This window comes from uncultured Novosphingobium sp., assembly GCF_964277725.1.
Classification (GTDB): Bacteria; Pseudomonadota; Alphaproteobacteria; order Sphingomonadales; family Sphingomonadaceae; genus Novosphingobium; species Novosphingobium fluoreni.
On the sequence record NZ_CAXYKL010000135.1, the window covers coordinates 1 to 19,251 of the forward strand.

Genomic DNA, 19,251 nt, shown 5'->3' on the forward strand with positions numbered 1-19,251 from the left:
TGACGCCGGGCGGCGAAGGCGGCGATGTCACCACCTGTGCCCCGCTTGCGATACATCTGCAGGAGCAAGGCGTTCAGCGGGTCTTCCTTGCGGCCGATATACTTCACCTGCCAGGCCGCGTTGCCCAACTTTGCCGCCTTCGCAGCGTAGGCGAGCGCGGCGTCGAGATCGCCGAAGCCATCGATCAGGCCGTTCTCCCGCGCGCGTTCCCCCGTCCAGACGCGGCCTTGCGCGATTCCATCGACCTGATGCGGCGTCTTGCCGCGCGCCTTGCCAACAATACCGAGGAACTTCGCGTAGGCATTCTCGATGCCCATCTGCACGATCTGCTCCAGCTCGGGCGAGAGTCCCCCCAGGAGATCGGGCTGGCCTGAAAGCGGTGTGGTCTTCACGCCGCCCGAACTGACGCCGATATCCGCCAAGGCCCGCTCGAACGAGGGGAGTATGCCGAATACGCCGATCGAGCCGGTGATCGTGCCCGGCTCGGCGAAGACATATTGGGCCGGGGTGGAAACCCAATAGCCCCCACTCGCCGCCACGTTACCCATCGATGCGACGATCGGAATGCCCTTCTGCTTGTAGCGCTCGATCGATCGACGGATGCGCTCCGATGCCAGCACCGAGCCGCCGGGCGAATCGATGCGCACCACCAGCGCCTTGATGTCGTTGCTCAAGGCGTCATCCAGAGCCTGGGCGATGCGATCGCCACCGGCGGTGCCCGGTCCGGCCTCGCCATCGACGATATTGCCGGCGATCGTCACCACGCCGATCTGCGCGCCGCTGCGGCTCTCGGGATGCGCGGCAAGGTACGTTGCCAGTTGCGTGCCGACCAGTTGCCCCGAGGGTTTGTCCGATGCCTCTGCGCCCGAAAGCTGCGCCACGCGCGAGGCGAAGTCGCTGGGCGTGCCGATCCGGTCGATCAGGCCGGCCGCTTGCGACGCCTTGGCAAAGTCACCACCGGAGGCCTTGAGCCAGCCCACCGGATCGCCGGTCACCAGCGCCAGGTTCGCCTTGGGCCGCGCTTTCTTCACGTCTGCTTGCCAATTGCGCCACAGGCCGCCGTAAAGGTCAGTGTACGATTCGATCGCCGCCGGCGATGGTCCGTCGCGGGTATAGGGCTCCACGAAAGTCTTGTAGGTGCCGACGCGGAAGACGTGGGCGTTGATCTTCAGCTTCTGCAGCAAGGTGCCGAAATAGAGGTTGTTGCCCCCCGGCCCCACCACCAGGGCACCGCCCATCGGATTGACCCAGGCCTCGCTGGCGTGCGCGGCCAGCTGCGTGCCATCGTCGGCATAAGTGTCCGCATACGTCAGCACCGGCTTGCCCGCCTTGCGCACCACATCCATCGCCGCGCCGATATCGCGCAGGTGGACGAAGCCGCCACCGGTGAAGCGCGACAAGTCGATCGCCACCAGCTTGATCTTGCTATCTTTCGCCGCCGCAAGCAGCGCTCGCTCGACGTCGCGGGCGCGCACATCCGTGGGCAGGTCCGCATTGGTGGTCTGGGCCACCAGCAAGTCTGTGGTGGTGACGTCCGCCGTCTCTTCCACCACCGCGCCGTCCAGCTGGATCACCAGCGCGCCCTCACTCACCTTGCCGGGAGTGGGCCGCATCGACAGCAGGGCGTAGAGCAGGCCGAAGACCAGCAGCAGCAGCGCCAGGACCAGCGCGTCCTTCACCGCCACCAGCAACTTCCAGACCTTGCGCGCGAATTTCATGCAAACCTGCCTTTCGTGGCGAGGCCTTAGACCAGAATGTACCGGATCAGAACCGCCGAGTGCGCCGATCGAGCGCGCGCCGGTCAAATCCCTTGAGCCCGCCCCCGCCCTTCCCTAATGCCTCGTCTTCAATGACAGCACCGACTTACACTTATCCGGCAGGTTCGGCGGCCTTCCCGCACCGTGGCCTTGTCGGCATTGCCGGCCTTGCTCCCCATGAAATCCACTACATGCTCGATGAGGCGCAGCAGTGGGTGGAAATGAACCGGCAGGCGAAGAAAACGCGCGATCTGCTGGCCGGCCTCACCATCATCAACGCCTTTTTCGAGAACTCCACGCGCACGCTGCTGAGCTTCGAGATCGCCGGCAAGCGCCTGGGCGCCGACGTCGTGAACATGACGGTCGCCACGTCCAGCGTGAAGAAGGGCGAGACCTTGATCGATACGGCAATGACGCTGAACGCGATGCATGCCGATGCGATCGTCATCCGCCATGCCAGCTCGGGCGCGGTGCAGCTGATTGCCGACATGGTGGATTGCCCGGTCCTCAACGCCGGGGATGGCCAGCACGAGCACCCGACGCAAGCCTTGCTGGATGCGCTGACGATCCGCCATGCCAAGCGCCATTTCAACGGTCTCGTCGTTACCATCTGCGGCGATATCCTGCACAGCCGCGTCGCCCGCTCCAACATTCTGTGCCTCACCTCGCTGGGTGCCGAAGTGCGCGTGTGCGCTCCGCCCGCGCTGATGCCGGAGGCGATCGAGATGATGAACGTCGCGGTCTATCATGATTTCGAAAAGGCCCTGCAAGGTGCGGACGTGGTGATGATGCTGCGCCTGCAGCTGGAGCGAATGCAGGGCCAGTTCATCCCCTCCCCCCGCGAATATCGGCACTTGTACGGCCTGACGCTGGAGCGGCTTGCCATGGCCCGCCCGGATGCGTTGGTCATGCATCCCGGCCCGATGAACCGCGGCGTCGAGATCGACAGCAATGTCGCCGATCTGGTCGGTCGGTCGCAGATCACCACGCAAGTCGAGATGGGCGTGGCCATGCGCATGGCCTGCCTGGATGTGCTGACGCGGCGGACGCGCGGTGTGGAGGGTTGGGCATGAGCCAGGCCGCGCCACTTACCATCACCAACGGCCGCATCGTCCACCCCGATGGCACGATCGCGCCAGGCGCTATCCGTTGCGAGGGGGACCGGATCGTCGCGGTCGGAGCCGACGCTCAGCCCCAGCCGGGGGACCGGATCCACGATGCCAAAGGATTGCTGATCGCCCCTGGCCTGGTGGACTATGGCGTGTTCGCGATCGACAAGCCGGCTTTCCACTTTGGCGGCGTCACCCGTGCAGCTCTGATGCCGGATCAGAACCCGCCCCTCGACGTTCCGCCCCGCGTTCGCTTTGCCGCCTCATCCGGTAAGCCTGATTTCTGGGTCCATCCGCTGGCCGCTGCCACCCGCGAGCTTGAGGGCGAAAAACTGGCCGAAATCGCGATGATGCGCGATGCCGGTGCGCGCGGGATCGCCACCGGTCGGCGTTGGATCGCGGATACCGGCACGATGCTGCGGTTGTGCCAATATGCCGCGATGCTGGGCATGACGGTCTGCACCCATGCCGAAGACGCCGGCCTGGTGGGGTCCGCCGTGGCCACCGCGGGCGAAATGGCGACACGTCTGGGCCTCCCCGCCGCGCCGGCCCAGGCCGAATCAATCGCCATCGCGCGCGATATCGCCATTGCCGAAATGGCCGATTGCGCCATCCACTTCCGCACGGTGACGACCGCCGCCGGGCTAGATCTGGTGCGACACGCCAAGGCCCGCGGGATCAAGGTGACGGCGGGAGTCACGCCTGCCTATTTCATGCTGTCCGATCTGGCGGTGGCGCAGTTCAGGACGTTTGCGCACCTCTCCCCGCCACTGCGCTCCGAGGCAGACCGGAAGGCGGTGATCGCGGGAATCGCGGACGGGACGATCGACGTCATCGCCTCAGGCCACGATCCGCGCGGAGCGGAGGACAAGCGCCTGCCCTTCACCGATTCGGCGCCAGGCATGGCCGGAGCGGAGACACTGCTACCCTTGACCCTGACCCTGGTGCGGGACGGCGTGATCGATCTTGGCCGCGCCTTTGCGCTGCTGGCGGCAAATCCCGCTCGGCTGCTGGGGGTCGAGGCGGGGAAACTGGCGACGGGAGCCGAAGCCGATATCGCGGTGATCGACACCGATCGTCCCTGGATCGTCGACTCCGATAAGATGGCCGCCAGCGCCGGTAACACCCCGTTCGATCGCCAGCCCGTGCAGGGCCGCGTATCGGCGCTGTTCAAGGGCGGCGCGCAAGTCGCCTAGTTACTTCTCGGCAGGCCGACGCCTAAAAAAAACGCCCCCGCTACGAGAGCGGGGGCGGCGAGTGGCTTCACATGGGGTCGTGAAGAACTTTGAAATTCAGCGGCTTGCCAGGCGGCGCGAGACCGAGGCCACTGCGCCGGGAAGCTCACGAGCGGCGGAATGGGCGATACAGGAACCTACAGCAACCCGCCCCGAAGAACACTTGGCCTTGGCAGAAGCCATGTCGTAGCCGCCCGCAGCCACGCGCCAGTAGGTCCGGCCGTTCACCACGGCCTGGGTCAAATGCAACTCCCGTTCCTTGAGCCCCGGATCGCGCTGCTGGAAAATCTTCCACGCCCTATGTGCGCCCGCCTCAGTGGAAAACGAGCCGAGTTGCACCACGTGGGTGGAGGCGGTTGCGGCGGGGCGCCGGGGTGCCGGGGCCGGCTTGCGCACGACGGGCGGCGTCGGGCGGACGGTTTCGGCGCGCGCCATCCGGACCGGCGCAGCGGAACGCGGCGATTCGGCAACCGCTTGAACGACGGGATTGGAAACGAACTGTCGATCGGTCGCGGCGGCAAGAGCCGGCGCAGGCTGAACCGGCTCAGCAGAGGCGATTGCCGGTTCGGCAGGCTCGGCCACGGTGTCTGCGACAGGCACCGGCTCGGCAAAGGCCAGCGCCGGAGCGTCAGCAGGAGCCGGCGGCAATTCTTGCGCCGTCGAAACGGGTGCCGGAGCGGCCTCTACCGTGGCCAGGGCGGGCGCATTCCCGGTTCCGGCGAGCGCCAACTGCGTCGGCTGGCCGGGATCGCTGCGCACCGGCGCGCCCAACAGCGCGGCCACGCGAGACTGCGCGGAGCCGACGCTGGCCTGCAACGCCCAATCGCTGACCCGCGCTTCCAGTTGGTCCACTGGTACGTCCTGCGAGGCGACCACGCGTGCCTCGGCCAGACGACCGTCCAGCGCGAAGGCATAGGCCAGATTCTGGCGGTTCTTGGGGGTATTGTCCCCCGCTTTCACCGCTTCGGAAAGGATCGCGACAGCTTGCGCCGGCTGTCCTGCCAAAGCGAGGGCGAGACCGAAATCGCCGACCGGGATCGCATCGCGCCACTGGCCCAGCAGCGCGAGCGCTTCCTGGTTGCGGCTGGAGCCGATGTAGGAAAGTGCCATGCCCAGCGCACTGGCGGGCGTCTTGTCTCCCAAGGCGACGGCATCCTCGAAGGCGCCGCTAGCGGACAGGAAACGGCCCGCCGCGAGGTAGACCTGCGCCAGGCGGGAGCGCAATTCCAGGTTCTGCGGCTGCTTGGCCACCGCGCGCTCGGCCGTCAGTATCTGCTTGTCGAGCTTGCGATCGGCGTGATCCGACTGAGCATTGCCCTGATCGGCAAGGTCACCCGCCAGCGCAAAGCCCGGAGCCGCGACGCAGCTGACGGCGATCGCCGCTGCCACTGCCTTGCCAAGACGCGAGCGGTCGGCGGCCAACTGGTTCAGCCTGGCCATATGCCGCGCCATCATTGTCTGGGCCTGCATCGTGACGGATTCCCCTGATTGATTCCCTGACGAAACGGACGGCGGACGCGCCCTCGCTTCATCTTCCACGACACAGGAAATCGCAGATCACCCCTAATTTAAGGTTAAGTGCACCGCGCAAGGACGGGGTGATTACGGGGATACCCGCATAAAGGCTTTGCTAAGCGGTTCTTCACTATGTCACTTAACGGCGATTGGACGGTGCGGCGCGCAGTTCAGCGTCCGATAGGAGCGGCCTTTGCAAAATAGGCCGCGTAGAAGGATACGGTCTGCGATGATGGCGGTTCGATGGGGCAATGCAGCCACGCTGGCGACGATGATCGTGCTGTGCGGCCTTGCCGTCCCGGCCCTGGCCGATGTTAAGGCGGGCGTGGACGCCTGGGGGAATGGCGATTTCCCGGCCGCCGTGCGTGAGTGGCAGGCAGCGGCTGACGCCGGTGATCCCGATGCGCAATTCAACCTGGCTCAGGCCTATCGCCTTGGTCGCGGCGTTCCGCGCGATCCGGCGCGCGCGGAGGCGCTCTTCGGGCAAGCAGCGGCGAAAGGTCATTTGCAGGCAGCGGATAACTACGGCCTGCTGCTGTTCCAGCGGGGCGAGCGGCAGAAGGCGATGCCCTATATCCGCAGTGCCGCAGCGCGCGGAGACGCAAGAGCACAATACATTCAGGGCCTGGCGCTGTTCAACGGAGATGGTGCGCCCAAGGACTGGGTGCGCGCTTATGCCTATCTGACGCTGGCCCAGCAGGCCGGTCTGCCTCAAGCGATCAGCGCACTGCGCCAGATGGACCAGCACGTGCCGATGGCGGATCGGCAAAAGTCGGTCGCGGTGGCGGCAGAGATCGCGCAGGAGGCCGAGGCAACCCGCGCGCGGCAGTTGGCGGCGCTTGATCTGTCTGGCCCTTCCGGAAATACGATCGGCGACGATGGGACAGCCCCCGTCGGCAAGACAAGCAGAGGCCCGGCCCTCGCCACCGTCGAACGTGCCGTTAGCGACGCGGAGCGTGTCGCGGCCACCCCGTCCCGACGAAGCGCCGGGGCGGACTTTACCAATACCACCACCAGCCCAGCCAAGCCCAAACCGGCGCAATCGGTACGCCCCGCAGTCAGCACCGTGCAGCCCGCTTCCAGGCCTGCGCCTGTGCCCACCGCGTCAGGGGGCTGGCGTCTTCAGCTGGGCGCGTTCGGCGTTGCCGGCAATGCGGACGCACTGTGGAGCCGGGTCAAGGGCCGACCCGAGCTGGCAGGACATGCCAAGATCCTCGCCCCCGCGGGCAAGCTGACCAAGCTGCAGGCCGGCGGCTTTGCTAGCCAGGCCGATGCCACCGCCGCGTGCGCGCGCTTGCGGACAGCCGGGTTCACCTGCCTCGCCACGCGCGACTGAGGCGGCTAAGGCTGGGCGACCCATGCGCGTCGCCTCGCTCGACATCATCCGCGGCGTCGCGGTCCTCGGCATCCTGGCGATCAACATCGCCGGGTTCGCCGGGCCATCGATAGGCGCGTTGACGCCCAACCTCCCGCATCCGGCCGGGATCTGGGGCGAAACCGCCTATGCGATCGGGTTTATCCTGTTCGAAGGCAAGATGCGCGCGCTGTTCGCCATGCTGTTCGGAGCAAGCATGGCGCTCTTTATCGACCGGGCAGAGGCGGCCGGTCGGGATGCGGACTTGCTGCAAGCCCGTCGGCTCGCCTGGCTGCTGCTGTTCGGCGCACTGCATTATGCCTTGCTGTGGTGGGGCGACATCCTGTTCGCCTATGCCGCTTGCGGATTTATCGTCCTGCTGCTGCATCGGCTGCCGCTCAGGCTGCTTGTCGCCGCAGCCCTCACCCTTTTCATGGCCCTGCATGTCGCCGGACTGGTCGCCAACCTGCCGATGGTGAATGCGGAAGAAGCGGTGCGGATAGGTGTAGCCACATCCGTGCAGGCCGAGGCCGTGGGCCGCTACTACGCCTACGTGGACATGATGATCGGGCGGGAGCTGGGGCAATACGCCGGCGGCTTCGTGCAAATCGCGGCGACCAAACTGCATGAGCACCCGCTTTGGCTGATCCACGGCGTCCGCGATGGAATTGGCGAATACGTGCCGCTGATGGTGATCGGCATGGCCCTGCAGCGCACCGGGTTTTTTGCCGGGGCCTGGTCCCTCCGGGTGATGCTGGCGATCGCGGTGGGCGGCACACTGGCGGGACTGGGCGCCACACTGATGGCGCTGGACTGGCTCTGGCCGCGACACTTCCCGGTGATCGCGATGGACGCCGCCGTTCGCTATGGCCTGGCCCTGCCGCATCTACTGACGGCGCTAGGCTATGCCGGCCTGCTGGTGCTGGCGACGCCCTGGCTCGGCACAACCGGAGCGGGCCGCAGGCTGGGCGCAGCGGGGCAGATGGCGTTCAGCAATTATCTGGGCACCAGCCTGGTCATGACCGGCGTGTTCTACGGCTGGGGGCTTGGCCTTTTCGGACGCGTAGGGCCGCTGGCGCAATGGACTTTCGTCGCCGTGGGTTGGGCTTTGATGCTGATCTTCAGCCCCGTGTGGCTGAAGCATTGGCGGCGTGGCCCACTGGAATGGTTGTGGCGCTCGCTGACTGAAAGGCGGTTGCAACGCAATCGCAATTAAAATGCTATTGCGATCCATTCGCATACACGTATATTGCGATTCGAGAGGAACGCGCATGTACGTCTGCATCTGCAATGCCATCCGGGAATGTGAGCTGCGCCAGCTGGCGCGCACCTGCCGTGGTGGCGCAGACGAACTTTACGCGAAGCTCGGCCGTCCGCCCCAGTGCCGCCAATGCGTGGACGAAGCGGAGGACATCATTTCAGAAGAACGACTGGGATCTACCCTGCCGCTGGTAATCCCCGCCAAGGAGAACGCGTACCAGCTAAGCGCCGCCTGACAAAAATACCCTCTGCCGGTTGTTTGATGCACTCTGCGAAGCTAAGAGCTTTGTGGAGCGATAGGAGTTTGTGCCATGAAGGGCGACCGCCAGGTCATCGATTTTCTCAACAAGGCGTTGCTGAACGAGCTGACCGCCATCAACCAGTACTGGCTGCACTATCGCATGCTGGACCACTGGGGCGTCCACAAGTTGGCCGAATACGAGCGGCACGAGTCGATCGATGAAATGAAGCACGCGGACATGCTGTCCGAGCGCATCCTGTTCCTCGATGGCCTACCCAACTTCCAGGCGCTGGGTAAGTTGCGTGTGGGCGAAGGCGTGAAAGAAGTCCTCGAAGCCGATCTTGCGCTTGAGAACGATGCCATTCCGCTGCTCCGCGAAGCGATCGCGCATTGTGAAGCGGTGCGCGACTACATCAGCCGCGAAATCTTTGAGCGCATCCTCGAAAACGAGGAAGAGCATGTGGACTTCCTGGAGAAGCAGTTCGACCTGATCGAGCTGATGGGGATGCCCAATTACATCCAGCTCAATAGCCGCGCTGCGAATGAGAACGAGCCTTCGACCGGGGCCTGATCTTTCGGCTCCGCGAAACAGAAAACGGCCTCGGCGCATATGCTCCGGGGCCGTTTCGCATTCACTTCACGCGATACTTGTCGAACCAGGCCAGGATCGCCGATGCCTTCGCCGCCGATTGCGAAGGCCGCGCGGTCAGCCCGCCGTGGCTGGCGCCCGGCACCTTCACCAGCGCGGTCGGCACACCCTGGATCTGTAGCGCGGCATAATATTGCTCCGCCTCGCTGACCGGCGTGCGGTAGTCTTCCGAGCCCACGACCACCAGCGTCGGCGTCTTGACGTTGCCGACGAGGCTGAGCGGCGAACGCTTCCAGTAGCTCATCGGATCTTCCCATGGCTTCTTGTCGAACCAGTAGCGCGACGTGAACGGCGTTGCATCCATCGTCAGCGCCTCACTGATCCAGTTGATCACCGGCTTTTGCGAGGCTGCCGCCTTGAAGCGATCGGTCTTGCCGACGATCCATGCCGTCAGGACACCGCCGCCCGACCCCCCGGTGACGAACAGGTTGTTGGGATCGGCCACGCCGTCCGCGATCGCTGCATCCACAGCGGCCATCAGATCGTCATAGTCGGTGCCGGGATAGGCCCGATCGATCAGGTTGGCGAAAGCTTCGCCGTAGGACGTGCTGCCACGCGGATTGGTATAAAGCACGGCATAGCCATGCGCGGCATAGAGCTGGGCGTCCGTGGAGAACGTCGGACCATAGGCGGTGTTGGGCCCGCCATGAATTTCCAGGATCAAAGGCGCGCGCTGGCCGGGCGCAAGCCCCGGCGGCGTCACCAACCAGGCATCGATCGCGCTGCCATCGGGAGCGGTCACCGCCAGCTTGCGGACCGGCGCGACCGCCTTGGCGGCCAGCCAACCGGCGTTGAGATGGGTCAGCCGCTTGCCGTCCACCCACAAGTCCGCCGGAGCGTCGGTGCCGCCCGCCGTGTAGGCCACCTTGCCGCCGCTCGAGACGCTGAAATCACCGCCGGTGTAAGGCCGGTCGTAGTGAGAGCCCGGGCTCAGCCCATCCGCCACCATCCGCACCGATCCATCCAGGCCGACGCGGGCCACGCGCTTTCGGCCATGATCGTCGTAGGATACGAACAGTTGTGAATTGCCCGCCCACTCCACGCCGTCGATCGACTGATCCAGCCCAGCTGTCAGCGAACGCGCGCCGCTGCCGTCCGCGTTCATGACGTAGAGCTCGGTATTCTCGTAGCTGCGGTTGACGTCATCAAAGCCCAGATAGGCGATACGCTGACCATCAGGCGATAGCCTCGCGCCGTTGTCAGGCCCGTTGCGCGTCGTCAGCGCGGTGATCGCGCCGCTGCTGACGTCTGCTGCGTAGATTTCGGAGTTGTTGATGTCCTTTTGCCATTCTGGGTGCCGATTGGCGGAAAAGACGATCCTGCGCCCATCCGGGCTCCAGGACAGCGGCCCGCCATCATCGAAATTGCCGAACGTAACCTGTCGCGCCGCTCCGCCTTCGGATGGCACAACGAAAATATGGGTGAAACCCGGCTTGATGTATCCGCCGCCGTCCTCCCGGTAGGAAACCCGATCGATCACCTCCAGCCCGTCGGCCCACTTCGCACCTTCCGGCTTTTCCGGTGGGGCGCCTAGCTTCATCGCCTCGCCCGGAACGCGCATGGTGTAGGCGATCGATCGGCTATCGGGGGACCAGGCGATGCTGCCGGGGCTTTCGGGCAGCCCGGTGACCTTGGCCGTGCGCTGCGTGTCGATCCACATCACGTACAATTGCGCCGGACCATCCCCGTCCGAAGAGACATAGGCTAGCCGCTTCCCATCAGGGGACCATCGCGGCTGTGTGTGTGCGCCCTTGCCGGTGACAAGCGGCGTCTGTCGGCCGCTGGCGATGTCCACCAGCCAGATCGTCGGCACTTCGGCGTCGGTCATGATATCCGCCGTCATCCGAACATAGGCCACGCGCGCACCATCGGGGCTGATCTGGGGATTCGTCGCGCCCGCCAGCCCGAACAGGTCCTTGCCCGAGAACCGACGATCCGGCCCAGCAGCGGGCTGCGAAGCCTCGGCACCTTGCGAAGCGTCACCCTGCGCCAGGGCCGGAGTGAGCGGCAGGACCAGGCAAAGCGCGGCGCTGGCCGCCAGTAGGGAGGAGGAACGGCGCAAATCTGATCTCCGATCGCAAGGGGCGTTATGCAGCGTGCAGCGCCCCCCACACAAAATCCAGTGCCGTGATTCCGGGTCTTTCCACCGCTTGCCTACCGGAACTGAATCGATAGCGCTGGACAGGAGCCGCGGGAACCCTAACCCGGATGCTGCGCTTCCCTCCTCCCGGCACACGCCACAAGGACCATGCATGAAAGACGGCGAGACCCGCAGCTTCCGGTTTGAGGACGGCACGTTCCTCGTCGTCGTCCTCATCGTCACCCTGCTGTTCGGCTGGTTGATCTCTTCCTATTTCGGCGCGATCCTGTGGGGACTGGTGGCCGCGATCCTGTTCGAGCCCGCCACCCAGCGGCTTGCCGAGCGGATGGGCGGGCGCAAAGGGCTGGCCGCGGCGCTTGTGCTGCTGATGATCCTGGCGCTGATCGTGATGCCCGCGCTCCTCCTCGGCTCCAGCCTGGTTCAGGAAGCGGCGACCCTGTACGATCGCATCCGCAGCGGCCAGATCGACATCCCCGGCATGCTCAGCCAGCTGCGCAATGCCCTACCCTCCGGCATCCGGCGCTTCATCGATCGCCAGGGTTTGAGTGACTTCGAATCGGTACGACGCATGCTGGGCAGCGGTGTCGCCAGCGGGCTGCAGGATATCGCATCACGCGCGTTGGTCGTGGGCCAAGGTGCGCTCAGCTTCCTCGCCGCGCTGGGCGTGATGCTGTACCTTACCTTCTTCCTGCTGAAGGATGGCCGCCGCTATGGCAACATGGTCCGCACCGCCCTGCCTTTGCGGTCCGATACGCGCGATCGGCTGATCGACCACTTTGTCGTGGTGGTGCGCGCTACGATGAAGGGCACGGTGGTGGTCGCGGTGGTGCAAGGCGTGCTGGGCGGCGTCATCTTCTGGCTGCTGGGCATCGAAGGCGCACTGCTGTGGGGCACGCTGATGGGCTTCCTGTCGCTGCTTCCTGCCGTGGGGACCGGCATCATCTGGGTGCCGGTGGCGATCTACCTTCTTGTGACTGGCGCCTACGTGAAAGGCGCGATCATGATCTTTTGCGGAGTGTTCATCATCGGGCTGGTGGACAACCTGCTACGCCCGATCCTGGTGGGACGTGATACGCGCATGCCTGACTTCGTAGTGCTGATCGCAACGCTTTCGGGACTGGAACTGTTCGGGTTGACCGGCTTCATCGTCGGCCCGGTGATCGCCGCGCTATTCATCGCGGTATGGAACATGGCGATCGAACAGCGCGCCGCCGCTACTGTGGGCGACACAGTGGAATAAGCCTAAACGCAGGCGCGCAACGACATTGTCCGCTTTGTGACTGCTTGGTGACGAAGTTCTAGCCATCCTGGCATTTCATGCCTAAGGCCGCCGCCGTAATGCGGCTTCCTGAACTTCTCGCCAGCGCTGCGTCGCTTGTCGCCCTTGCCATGACAGTGCCCGCCCATGCGCAGCAAGAGGATGAGCAGCTATGGCTGCAGGCGAACGTCCATGTCCCGCTGGACGATAACACACGCGTCACGCTGGAGCAGATCACCCGTTTCAGCGATCGCATGGATGGCGTGTACACCACTGAGTACGGCGCGTTATTCGGCCAGAAGGTGACCAAGGGGCTGGAGTTCGGCTTCGGATATCGCCACGTCAGCTTCTACAACGGCAACCGCAACCGCGACGAGGATCGCTTTCGCCAGCAGCTCGTGGGCAACTATGGCCGCTTCTCGTTCCGCCTCCGCCTGGATGAGCGCTTCCATCCGGAAGGCGATGAGATCGGCTTTCGGATTCGCCCGCTGGTTCGATACAATCTGCCGGTGAACAAGAAGGGACTGGCGCTGTTCGTCAGCCATGAAAGCTTCTACCTGCCCAACGCCACGCGCTGGGGGCAGAAGCGCGGTTACGAACGGATGCGCAACCTCGTGGGTTTCGTTGTGCCGATCTCAGCGAAGACGAGTGCCGACATCGCCTATCTCAACCAGTACCGCCTGGGGCGGGACGGGGCGCGTGCGCAGATGGACCATGCCCTCAGCGTGCAGCTGACGATCAACCTGGGGGCCAAGCGCAAGCGGGATATCCACCCGGGCGACTGATCGTCACCCAGGCAGCGCTTACCACCAAAGAAGGACCGGTCAGTCCTTCTTGAACGGGTTCTTCGGACTGCGCAGGTTCAAGCGGATGGGCACCGCATCGAAGCCAAGCTCACGCCGGATACCGTTGATCAGATAGCGCTTGTAGCTTTCTGGCAACGAATCGAGCCGCGTACCGAACAGCACGAAACCCGGGGGACGAGTCTTGGCCTGGGTGATGTAGCGCAGCTTGATCCGCTTGCCCCCCGGCGCCGGCGGAGGATTGGCGGTGAGCGCATCGTCGAACCAACGGTTCAACGCAGCGGTCGGCACGCGGCGGCTCCACGCCTCGCGAATCTCGAAGGCCGCCTGGATCAACTCGTCCAGGCCCTTGCCCGTCCGTGCGGACACAGCGAGCAGAGGAACGCCGCGAACTTGCGCCAGCCCCTCGTCCAGTGCACCGCGAATGCCCTGGAACAAGCTGGAGGCGCCTTCGGCCACGTCCCACTTGTTGATCGCGATCATCAGCGCGCGGCCTTCCTCCAGCACCATCGAGGCGATCTTGAGATCCTGGTGCTCCAGCCCGCGCGTGGCATCGAGCAGCAGCACGACGACTTCGGCAAAATCGACGGCATGGCGAGCGTCGGCGACCGAGAGCTTTTCCAGCTTCTCGACCACGTTGGCCTTCTTGCGCATTCCGGCGGTGTCGATCAGCCGCACCGGCCGCACTTCGCCGTTCTTTTGCGTCCATTCCCAATCTATCGCGATGGAATCGCGGGTGATGCCCGCTTCCGGCCCGGTGAGCAGGCGATCCTGGCCCAGCAGCTTGTTGATCAGCGTGGATTTGCCGGCATTGGGACGACCGACGATAGCCAGCTTCAGCGGCCCGCGCAGCAGCGCTTCCTCGTCGAACTCTTCCTCGTCCTCGTCCGGCTGCAGCGGCTCCAGATGGGGCAGCAAGGCTTCGAACAAGTCTCCCATGCCCTCGCCATGTTCGGCGGAGACGGCGACGGGATCGCCCATCCCAAGCGAGTAGGCTTCCAGCACTCCACCCTCGCCCGCGCGGCCTTCCGCCTTGTTCGCCAGCAGGATAACCGGAACCTTCGTGCCACGCAGCCAGCGCGCGATCTCTTCGTCCAGCGGCGTCAGGCCGGCGCGCGCGTCCATCACGAATAGCGCGACTTCGGCGGTTTCCAGCGCTGCTTCCGTCTGCTGGCGCATCCGCCCCGGCAGGCTCTCCGCGTCCTCATCCTCCCAGCCGGCGGTGTCCACGATCTGGAATTTCAGACCCAGCAATTCGGCATCGCCGAAACGCCGATCGCGGGTAACGCCGGGCTGATCGTCGACCAAGGCCAGCTTCTTGCCCACCAAACGGTTGAAGAGCGTGGATTTGCCGACGTTGGGTCGGCCAATGATGATAACTTGAGGGGCGGGCATGATGCATTGCGACGTGGCCGTTTGCACGGGGCTTGGCAAGTCCCGTCCTCCCGATGCATCGCCGCTGATCCGGTCCGGATCATTCCGCGCTGGATATGAGTGCCCGATCAGTCAGAAAAAATAACGCCGAAATGGCGGTGATCGGCCGTTGGTTAATGGGGGCACGATGGCAAAAGAAACCCTTCTGCAAGGCCGGGTTCCGCCAAATACCGGCAAATTCTTGCCGCCATGTTTACCGTGCTCGATTACCACGCGTGTCAGAGCCGTCCTAACCCTCACCTGCGATTAGAACAGCATGAGGGGCAGAAATCTCACATTCCTGGTAACCGCGCTGGTCTTCGGCACCGCGCAGGCAGAAGCCCGCTCTCCGGCATCGTTGCTGGATGCGGTGGGCGGCGGACCGATCGTGCCGATGTCAGGCGTGCTGCAATGCGTGCCATTCGCGCGCGATACCTCGGGCATCAAGCTTTACGGCGATGCCCATACCTGGTGGAAACAGGCCGAGGGCAAGTATGCGCGCGGCATGGCGCCAAGGCCCGGCTCGGTGATGGCGATCCGCCCGCATGGCAATTCGATCTTGGGGCATGTCGCCACCGTGCGGCGCGTGGTCGATGCCCGTACCATCCTGGTCGATCATGCCAACTGGTCCGCACCCGGCAAGATCGAGCGCAACGTCACGGTGGTGGATGTTTCGCCGGAGAACGACTGGAGCCAGGTACGCGTCTGGTATGCCCCGATCCAGGCCTTGGGCGGTGGCCACTGGCCGGTCGCCGGGTTCATCTACAAGGAGAAACCGGGCGACAAGCCGGCCAGGATGCTCGCCAGGCAAGCCCCGGTCATGGCGCGCGCCGCGCCTGCGAAGCCCGGCCTGACGCGCTATGTCCCAACGAAGACTGTGCAAGTGCGGTTCGGTTCGGAACCGATTTTCACTGGTGCAGGGTTTGCGCCCTATGCTCCGTCACGCGCCGTGGCGAAGCGTGCGGCCCCGGCGCGGCTGGCAAAGGCGACGGGTCGCAAGGACCCGATCGGCTTGATTATCGCCAGCGCACGTTAAGCGGCGTCAATCTTTATTGGCGACAGGCGCGTCTTCGCCCAGATCTTCGAACCATGCTTCTACCGGCCCGCTCAGCTTGAGCGTCAGCGGCTGGCCGTGGCGGTCCTTGGTCTTGCCCGCCTGCACGCGGATCCAGCCTTCCGAGATCGAATATTCTTCGACGTTGGTACGCACCGCGCCCTTGAAACGGATGCCGATGCCACGCTGCAGCTTGTCCGCATCAAAGTGCGGGCTGCGCGGATTGATCGCCAGCCGATCGGGCGGCACATCCGGACCGGCGGCCGCGGTCACGGCGGAGTCTTGGGCGGGGGCGGCGTCGGAGGTGTCTTCGCTCATGGCTGCTCGTTTAGAGTCGATTGCCCGCTTGTCAACGCGCGCGACCTTGTCTAATGGCGCGCCTTCCGCAAGGTAGCGGGCGCGTAGCTCAGCGGTAGAGCACACCCTTCACACGGGTGGGGTCACAGGTTCAATCCCTGTCGCGCCCACCAGCCACAACCCGGCTGGTAACCACGCCTTCGGCGCTTCTCCCAACCACTACATTCTGACCGCCCTGACCCACCGTGGTCAGCAAATGGTCAGCACTAAATGCCTTCGCATCGCGGTGGACAGCGATCCACAGATGCGTGAGCGCGCGGGTCACGTTCCGCAGGCGCGTCGGATCGTACTTCGCGTAGATGCGTGTCGTGCGCGCCAGCTTGCCATCGTGGCCGAGCAGCTCGACGATCTCACGCTCGGGCACGCTGTCGTCGGCATAGAGCATGGTCGCGATCGTGTGCCGGATCGTCTTGGGGTAGACGTCTGCCGAGAGACCCAGCGTGCGGCGCATGATTCGCCAGGCCGTCTTGCGGCTGGCGGCGCTCGTTCCCCCTTCTTTGCGCCACTTGCAAAGAACTACTCGCAGTGGCCGGATCGCCGGCAGCACCGCGTTGCGCTTCTTCGTCTGCTTGGCCGCACCTGGCTGCATGTCGATCAGGCCGGTGCGCGGATCGAATTGCTTGGCCGGATCGAACGCCAGTGCCGCCTGGGGTCGCACCGCGGTGGCGAACTGCAAGGCCACCCAGCGGAAGAGGTCTGCGTTGTGGCTGGCGTACCAGCCGATGCGGGCCATCTCGTCGATCGTCAGCACCCGCTCACGTGGCAGCGACTTGTACTGCTCGTCGAGGTCACCGATTCGTGGCGCGTGGGTGATTCGCATGTTGTCAGCGGCATAGTGGACGGCCGCGCGAACATCGTTGATGTTCCGCTGCACGGTGGCGCCCGAGACGCCCTCCTCGCTTTCGTAGTCGAACTGCTCGCCGAACCACGCCAGCTTGAAGGCGTGGGGCCCCATGCGCCACTCGCGGAAGCGCTCGAACAGCGCAGGCGTCAGATCGGTCACCACCGCGGCGTGTCCCGCCTCGTCCTGCAGGAGGAAGGCCAGGAACGTCCGGAGCGAGCGGCTGGCCTGGTCGCTGTTCACGACCTTGGCGCCCTTCTCACGGTAGTAGGTGACCAGGATCGCAGCGACGCCCGCCTCGTCGGGCGCCTGGCGTGTCGTGCGCGCCCTTTCCTCCTCGACGTGCGCGTGCAGCCTTGCCTTCGCTTCGCTCAGTTCGCGCGTGCGAGTGCTTCGATAAACGACTGTCCGTCCACGGGCGGTGGCAATTTGCCAGACCCCCGGGGCTTTACCGTCCCGCCGGAAGTCGAGCCAGTAGTCGCCGACGATATAGGGGCTGGTTTCGCGGGACATAATTCGTTCGATTCGATCCTGGATAGGAACTCAAGGAAGCCGTAGCCGCCGAGCTCATGTAGCTGTTGGGGGGTCAGGTGCACGCCGGTGCCGTTCCGGACGGCGCGGCGCCACTTGTTCGCGATGGTGTGGGCGCTCATAGGTTGATCCCGAACCTCCATGGCTCCAGCCCCTCCTTCCTGAGGGCATCATGCGCGGCGCGGACTTGTCGCTCGGCAGTGCGCAGGCGGATCTTGAGCAGATCCGTGTCCCGATTGACCTTGCCGCTATTCCGGATGAGTGAGACGACAAATTGCCAAGTGGGCCCGTCCTTGTCGCGCAGTGGCGCGTTGACGACGCGCTTGAGGAGAGTGCCATCGAACTCGATGAGCCCCGCCCATTCCGGCACCTCCTCGCGCCTCACCAGTCCGGCTGGCGTCACGTAGTAGAACTGATCGGAATACAGCCGCGCTTCGCGCTGCTTGAAGGCGTGGTCACGTCGGAAATCGGCGCGCGAAATCTTGATCTCGTATGCCACGGCCTTGAATCCGGCCGAGCCGTTCGGGCTGATCGTCCAGAAGTCGCACCGGCGATCGCCACCCGACATCGCGAGCTCGGTTGCGAAGATGGCGTCGCCAGCCCCGGCGACAAGGGCTGCAAGGATGTCGTCAGCGGTCATCGGCGGCTGCCTTCTGGAACCGACACGCTTATGTCGATGTCCATGCCGATGGCCTGCCGCACCGCGTCCGCGATCGTCGACACGTCAATGTGCGCAGCCTGCACCGGCTGGTCGACGACGATCGACGCGGACAAGCTGGGGGTCTCGAACAGCGCGATCGGCAGCTCCAGCTTGAGGTTGATGGCTCGCTCATCCCGACCAAGAGCCGGATAGCCGGCGCTGACGCGCACAGTCGGCCGGCGGCCCGGCGCAGGGCCTCTGCTGACCGTTAGCCAGAAGTCGAGCTGCAGCACTTGGTGCGGCGCGTTTAGCGCACGACCTTCATTTCCAAAGCGCGCGCTCATGCCGCCTCCTGCTCGCCGACCGCGCCGGCTGGTATGAATTCTTCGTTGCGCGACCAGGCGAACATAGTCGGCGCGACGAACGTGTCGGCGTGCCGCACCAGCCATGCATCCAGCATCTCCTGCAATTCCGCGTCCGCCGCCTTGCAGTTGCCGCGCCGGTCGGCGCCGTCGCTTTCGGGGCTGAACAGCTCGTCATCCTCGAAATACTGATCGTCGATCAGGCGAGCGGCGCTGAATCGCAGCGGCGCGATGCCCGCCTCGATGATATGGAAGGCATCCCCGTCAAAGTCCTCGCGACCCGCAAAGATCGCCTGTTCGCGTGTGTCGTGCGGGCCTGACGTGTAGACCTCGCCATCACGGCTGGCCCACCATGTGCCTTTAAGATCCTTGGTCACGCTGCTTCTCCGAAGATCGATAGCTGGGCGTTGCCGGACGTGTCGTCAGACGCCGAGCAGAGCGCTGAGAGAAAGGAAGGCATGAGCAGCCACCAGCGGGTCCACGCCATTTCCTGTCGCTCGAAGCCGCTCAACCCGGTGGGCCATCGCATCAACGCCTCGACGAAGATGGGATTGAGCTTCCTCTTCGCTGAGGGCTGGTTGGAGTTCGGGGAATCGGTCGAGGACGTCGATCCAGCGGCCAGTGTCGGCAGGTCCGGGGATGAATGCGGGAGGAAGACGTGCTCCACGAAGTTCGGAAGCTGATCGAGGTGCAGCGAGCCGCTGCTGACCTGCAGATGCTCCGGTGAGTTCGTGCCCTTGTGGTCCCGGGCTGCCGGCGCTGGCCACTGAA

The 19,251-nt window shown here is 64.8% G+C and carries 19 protein-coding genes and 1 tRNA gene; 10 read left to right on the forward strand and 10 right to left on the reverse strand.

The window, feature by feature from the left end:
* Positions 1-1,718, reverse strand: a 1,718-nt coding sequence (gene sppA, locus ACHWRX_RS07920; protein WP_394658778.1) for a signal peptide peptidase SppA, incomplete at its 3' end; no start/stop codon positions are given.
* Between the two features lie 131 nt (positions 1,719-1,849).
* Here sppA and ACHWRX_RS07925 point away from each other — a divergent pair.
* Together ACHWRX_RS07925 and ACHWRX_RS07930 are read left to right on the forward strand one after the other, a co-directional pair.
* The gene (locus ACHWRX_RS07925) at positions 1,850-2,830 is read left to right on the forward strand and encodes an aspartate carbamoyltransferase catalytic subunit (RefSeq protein ID WP_394658779.1); all 981 of its coding nucleotides are present in this window, start codon (positions 1,850-1,852) and stop codon (positions 2,828-2,830) included.
* Positions 2,827-4,062, forward strand: coding sequence for a dihydroorotase family protein (locus ACHWRX_RS07930; protein ID WP_394658780.1), 1,236 nt, complete (start codon positions 2,827-2,829; stop codon positions 4,060-4,062). Before ACHWRX_RS07925 ends, ACHWRX_RS07930 begins: the two co-directional genes overlap by 4 nt.
* A gap of 96 nt (positions 4,063-4,158) precedes the next feature.
* On the opposite strand, the gene ACHWRX_RS07935 is transcribed toward ACHWRX_RS07930, so the two are convergent.
* Positions 4,159-5,541 carry a CDC27 family protein gene (locus ACHWRX_RS07935; protein WP_394658781.1) on the reverse strand — a complete coding sequence of 461 codons (1,383 nt, stop codon included), beginning with the start codon at positions 5,539-5,541 and terminating at the stop codon, positions 4,159-4,161.
* Positions 5,542-5,845: 304 nt separating this feature from the next.
* Between ACHWRX_RS07935 and ACHWRX_RS07940 the strand changes: the two genes are divergently transcribed.
* From ACHWRX_RS07940 to bfr, 4 genes are all read left to right on the forward strand, one after another.
* Complete coding sequence (locus tag ACHWRX_RS07940; protein ID WP_394658782.1) at positions 5,846-6,952, forward strand: SPOR domain-containing protein; 1,107 nt, start codon at positions 5,846-5,848, stop codon at positions 6,950-6,952.
* A gap of 22 nt (positions 6,953-6,974) precedes the next feature.
* Complete coding sequence (locus ACHWRX_RS07945; protein ID WP_394658783.1) at positions 6,975-8,186, forward strand: DUF418 domain-containing protein; 1,212 nt, start codon at positions 6,975-6,977, stop codon at positions 8,184-8,186.
* Positions 8,187-8,241: 55 nt separating this feature from the next.
* Entirely contained in the window at positions 8,242-8,466 is a 225-nt protein-coding gene (locus ACHWRX_RS07950) for a bacterioferritin-associated ferredoxin (RefSeq protein ID WP_058737028.1), read from the forward strand.
* A 75-nt stretch (positions 8,467-8,541) separates the two neighbouring features.
* Positions 8,542-9,042 carry a bacterioferritin gene (gene bfr, locus ACHWRX_RS07955; RefSeq protein ID WP_058737029.1) on the forward strand — a complete coding sequence of 167 codons (501 nt, stop codon included), beginning with the start codon at positions 8,542-8,544 and terminating at the stop codon, positions 9,040-9,042.
* Positions 9,043-9,103: 61 nt separating this feature from the next.
* Here the strand turns inward: bfr and ACHWRX_RS07960 are convergent, their stop codons facing one another.
* Positions 9,104-11,182, reverse strand: a complete 2,079-nt coding sequence (locus tag ACHWRX_RS07960; protein ID WP_394658784.1) for a S9 family peptidase — start codon at positions 11,180-11,182, stop codon at positions 9,104-9,106.
* Between the two features lie 190 nt (positions 11,183-11,372).
* Between ACHWRX_RS07960 and ACHWRX_RS07965 the strand changes: the two genes are divergently transcribed.
* Positions 11,373-12,461 (forward strand): AI-2E family transporter, encoded by a 1,089-nt coding sequence (locus tag ACHWRX_RS07965; RefSeq protein WP_394658785.1) that lies wholly within the window; start codon positions 11,373-11,375, stop codon positions 12,459-12,461.
* A 98-nt stretch (positions 12,462-12,559) separates the two neighbouring features.
* On the forward strand, positions 12,560-13,264 hold the full coding sequence (locus ACHWRX_RS07970) for a DUF2490 domain-containing protein (protein WP_394658786.1): 705 nt from the start codon (positions 12,560-12,562) through the stop codon (positions 13,262-13,264).
* A 39-nt stretch (positions 13,265-13,303) separates the two neighbouring features.
* On the opposite strand, the gene der is transcribed toward ACHWRX_RS07970, so the two are convergent.
* A complete protein-coding gene (gene der, locus ACHWRX_RS07975; RefSeq protein WP_394658787.1) occupies positions 13,304-14,677 on the reverse strand; it encodes a ribosome biogenesis GTPase Der in 1,374 nt (457 codons plus the stop codon).
* Between the two features lie 295 nt (positions 14,678-14,972).
* Here der and ACHWRX_RS07980 point away from each other — a divergent pair, with 295 nt between their 5' ends.
* Entirely contained in the window at positions 14,973-15,731 is a 759-nt protein-coding gene (locus ACHWRX_RS07980) for a CHAP domain-containing protein (protein WP_394658788.1), read from the forward strand.
* 6 nt (positions 15,732-15,737) lie between these two features.
* Here the strand turns inward: ACHWRX_RS07980 and ACHWRX_RS07985 are convergent, their stop codons facing one another.
* Positions 15,738-16,067 (reverse strand): DUF3297 family protein, encoded by a 330-nt coding sequence (locus tag ACHWRX_RS07985; RefSeq protein ID WP_394658789.1) that lies wholly within the window; start codon positions 16,065-16,067, stop codon positions 15,738-15,740.
* Positions 16,068-16,144: 77 nt separating this feature from the next.
* Between ACHWRX_RS07985 and ACHWRX_RS07990 the strand changes: the two genes are divergently transcribed.
* Positions 16,145-16,219 (forward strand) — tRNA-Val (locus tag ACHWRX_RS07990).
* Here the strand turns inward: ACHWRX_RS07990 and ACHWRX_RS07995 are convergent.
* The 5 genes from ACHWRX_RS07995 to ACHWRX_RS08015 form a co-directional block, all read right to left on the reverse strand.
* Positions 16,198-17,460, reverse strand: coding sequence for a tyrosine-type recombinase/integrase (locus tag ACHWRX_RS07995; protein ID WP_394658790.1), 1,263 nt, complete (start codon positions 17,458-17,460; stop codon positions 16,198-16,200). The genes ACHWRX_RS07990 and ACHWRX_RS07995 overlap by 22 nt on opposite strands.
* Positions 17,461-17,596: 136 nt before the next feature.
* Positions 17,597-18,118, reverse strand: a complete 522-nt coding sequence (locus ACHWRX_RS08000) for an MmcB family DNA repair protein (protein ID WP_394658791.1) — start codon at positions 18,116-18,118, stop codon at positions 17,597-17,599.
* Positions 18,115-18,462: a hypothetical protein gene (locus ACHWRX_RS08005; RefSeq protein WP_394658792.1), complete on the reverse strand. Its 348-nt coding sequence runs from the start codon at positions 18,460-18,462 to the stop codon at positions 18,115-18,117. The genes ACHWRX_RS08000 and ACHWRX_RS08005 overlap by 4 nt, the downstream gene beginning before the upstream one ends.
* Positions 18,459-18,857: a hypothetical protein gene (locus ACHWRX_RS08010; protein ID WP_394658793.1), complete on the reverse strand. Its 399-nt coding sequence runs from the start codon at positions 18,855-18,857 to the stop codon at positions 18,459-18,461. The genes ACHWRX_RS08005 and ACHWRX_RS08010 overlap by 4 nt, the downstream gene beginning before the upstream one ends.
* Positions 18,854-19,251: hypothetical protein (locus tag ACHWRX_RS08015; protein ID WP_394658794.1), on the reverse strand; the 398-nt coding region annotated here is incomplete at its 5' end. The genes ACHWRX_RS08015 and ACHWRX_RS08010, both read right to left, overlap by 4 nt.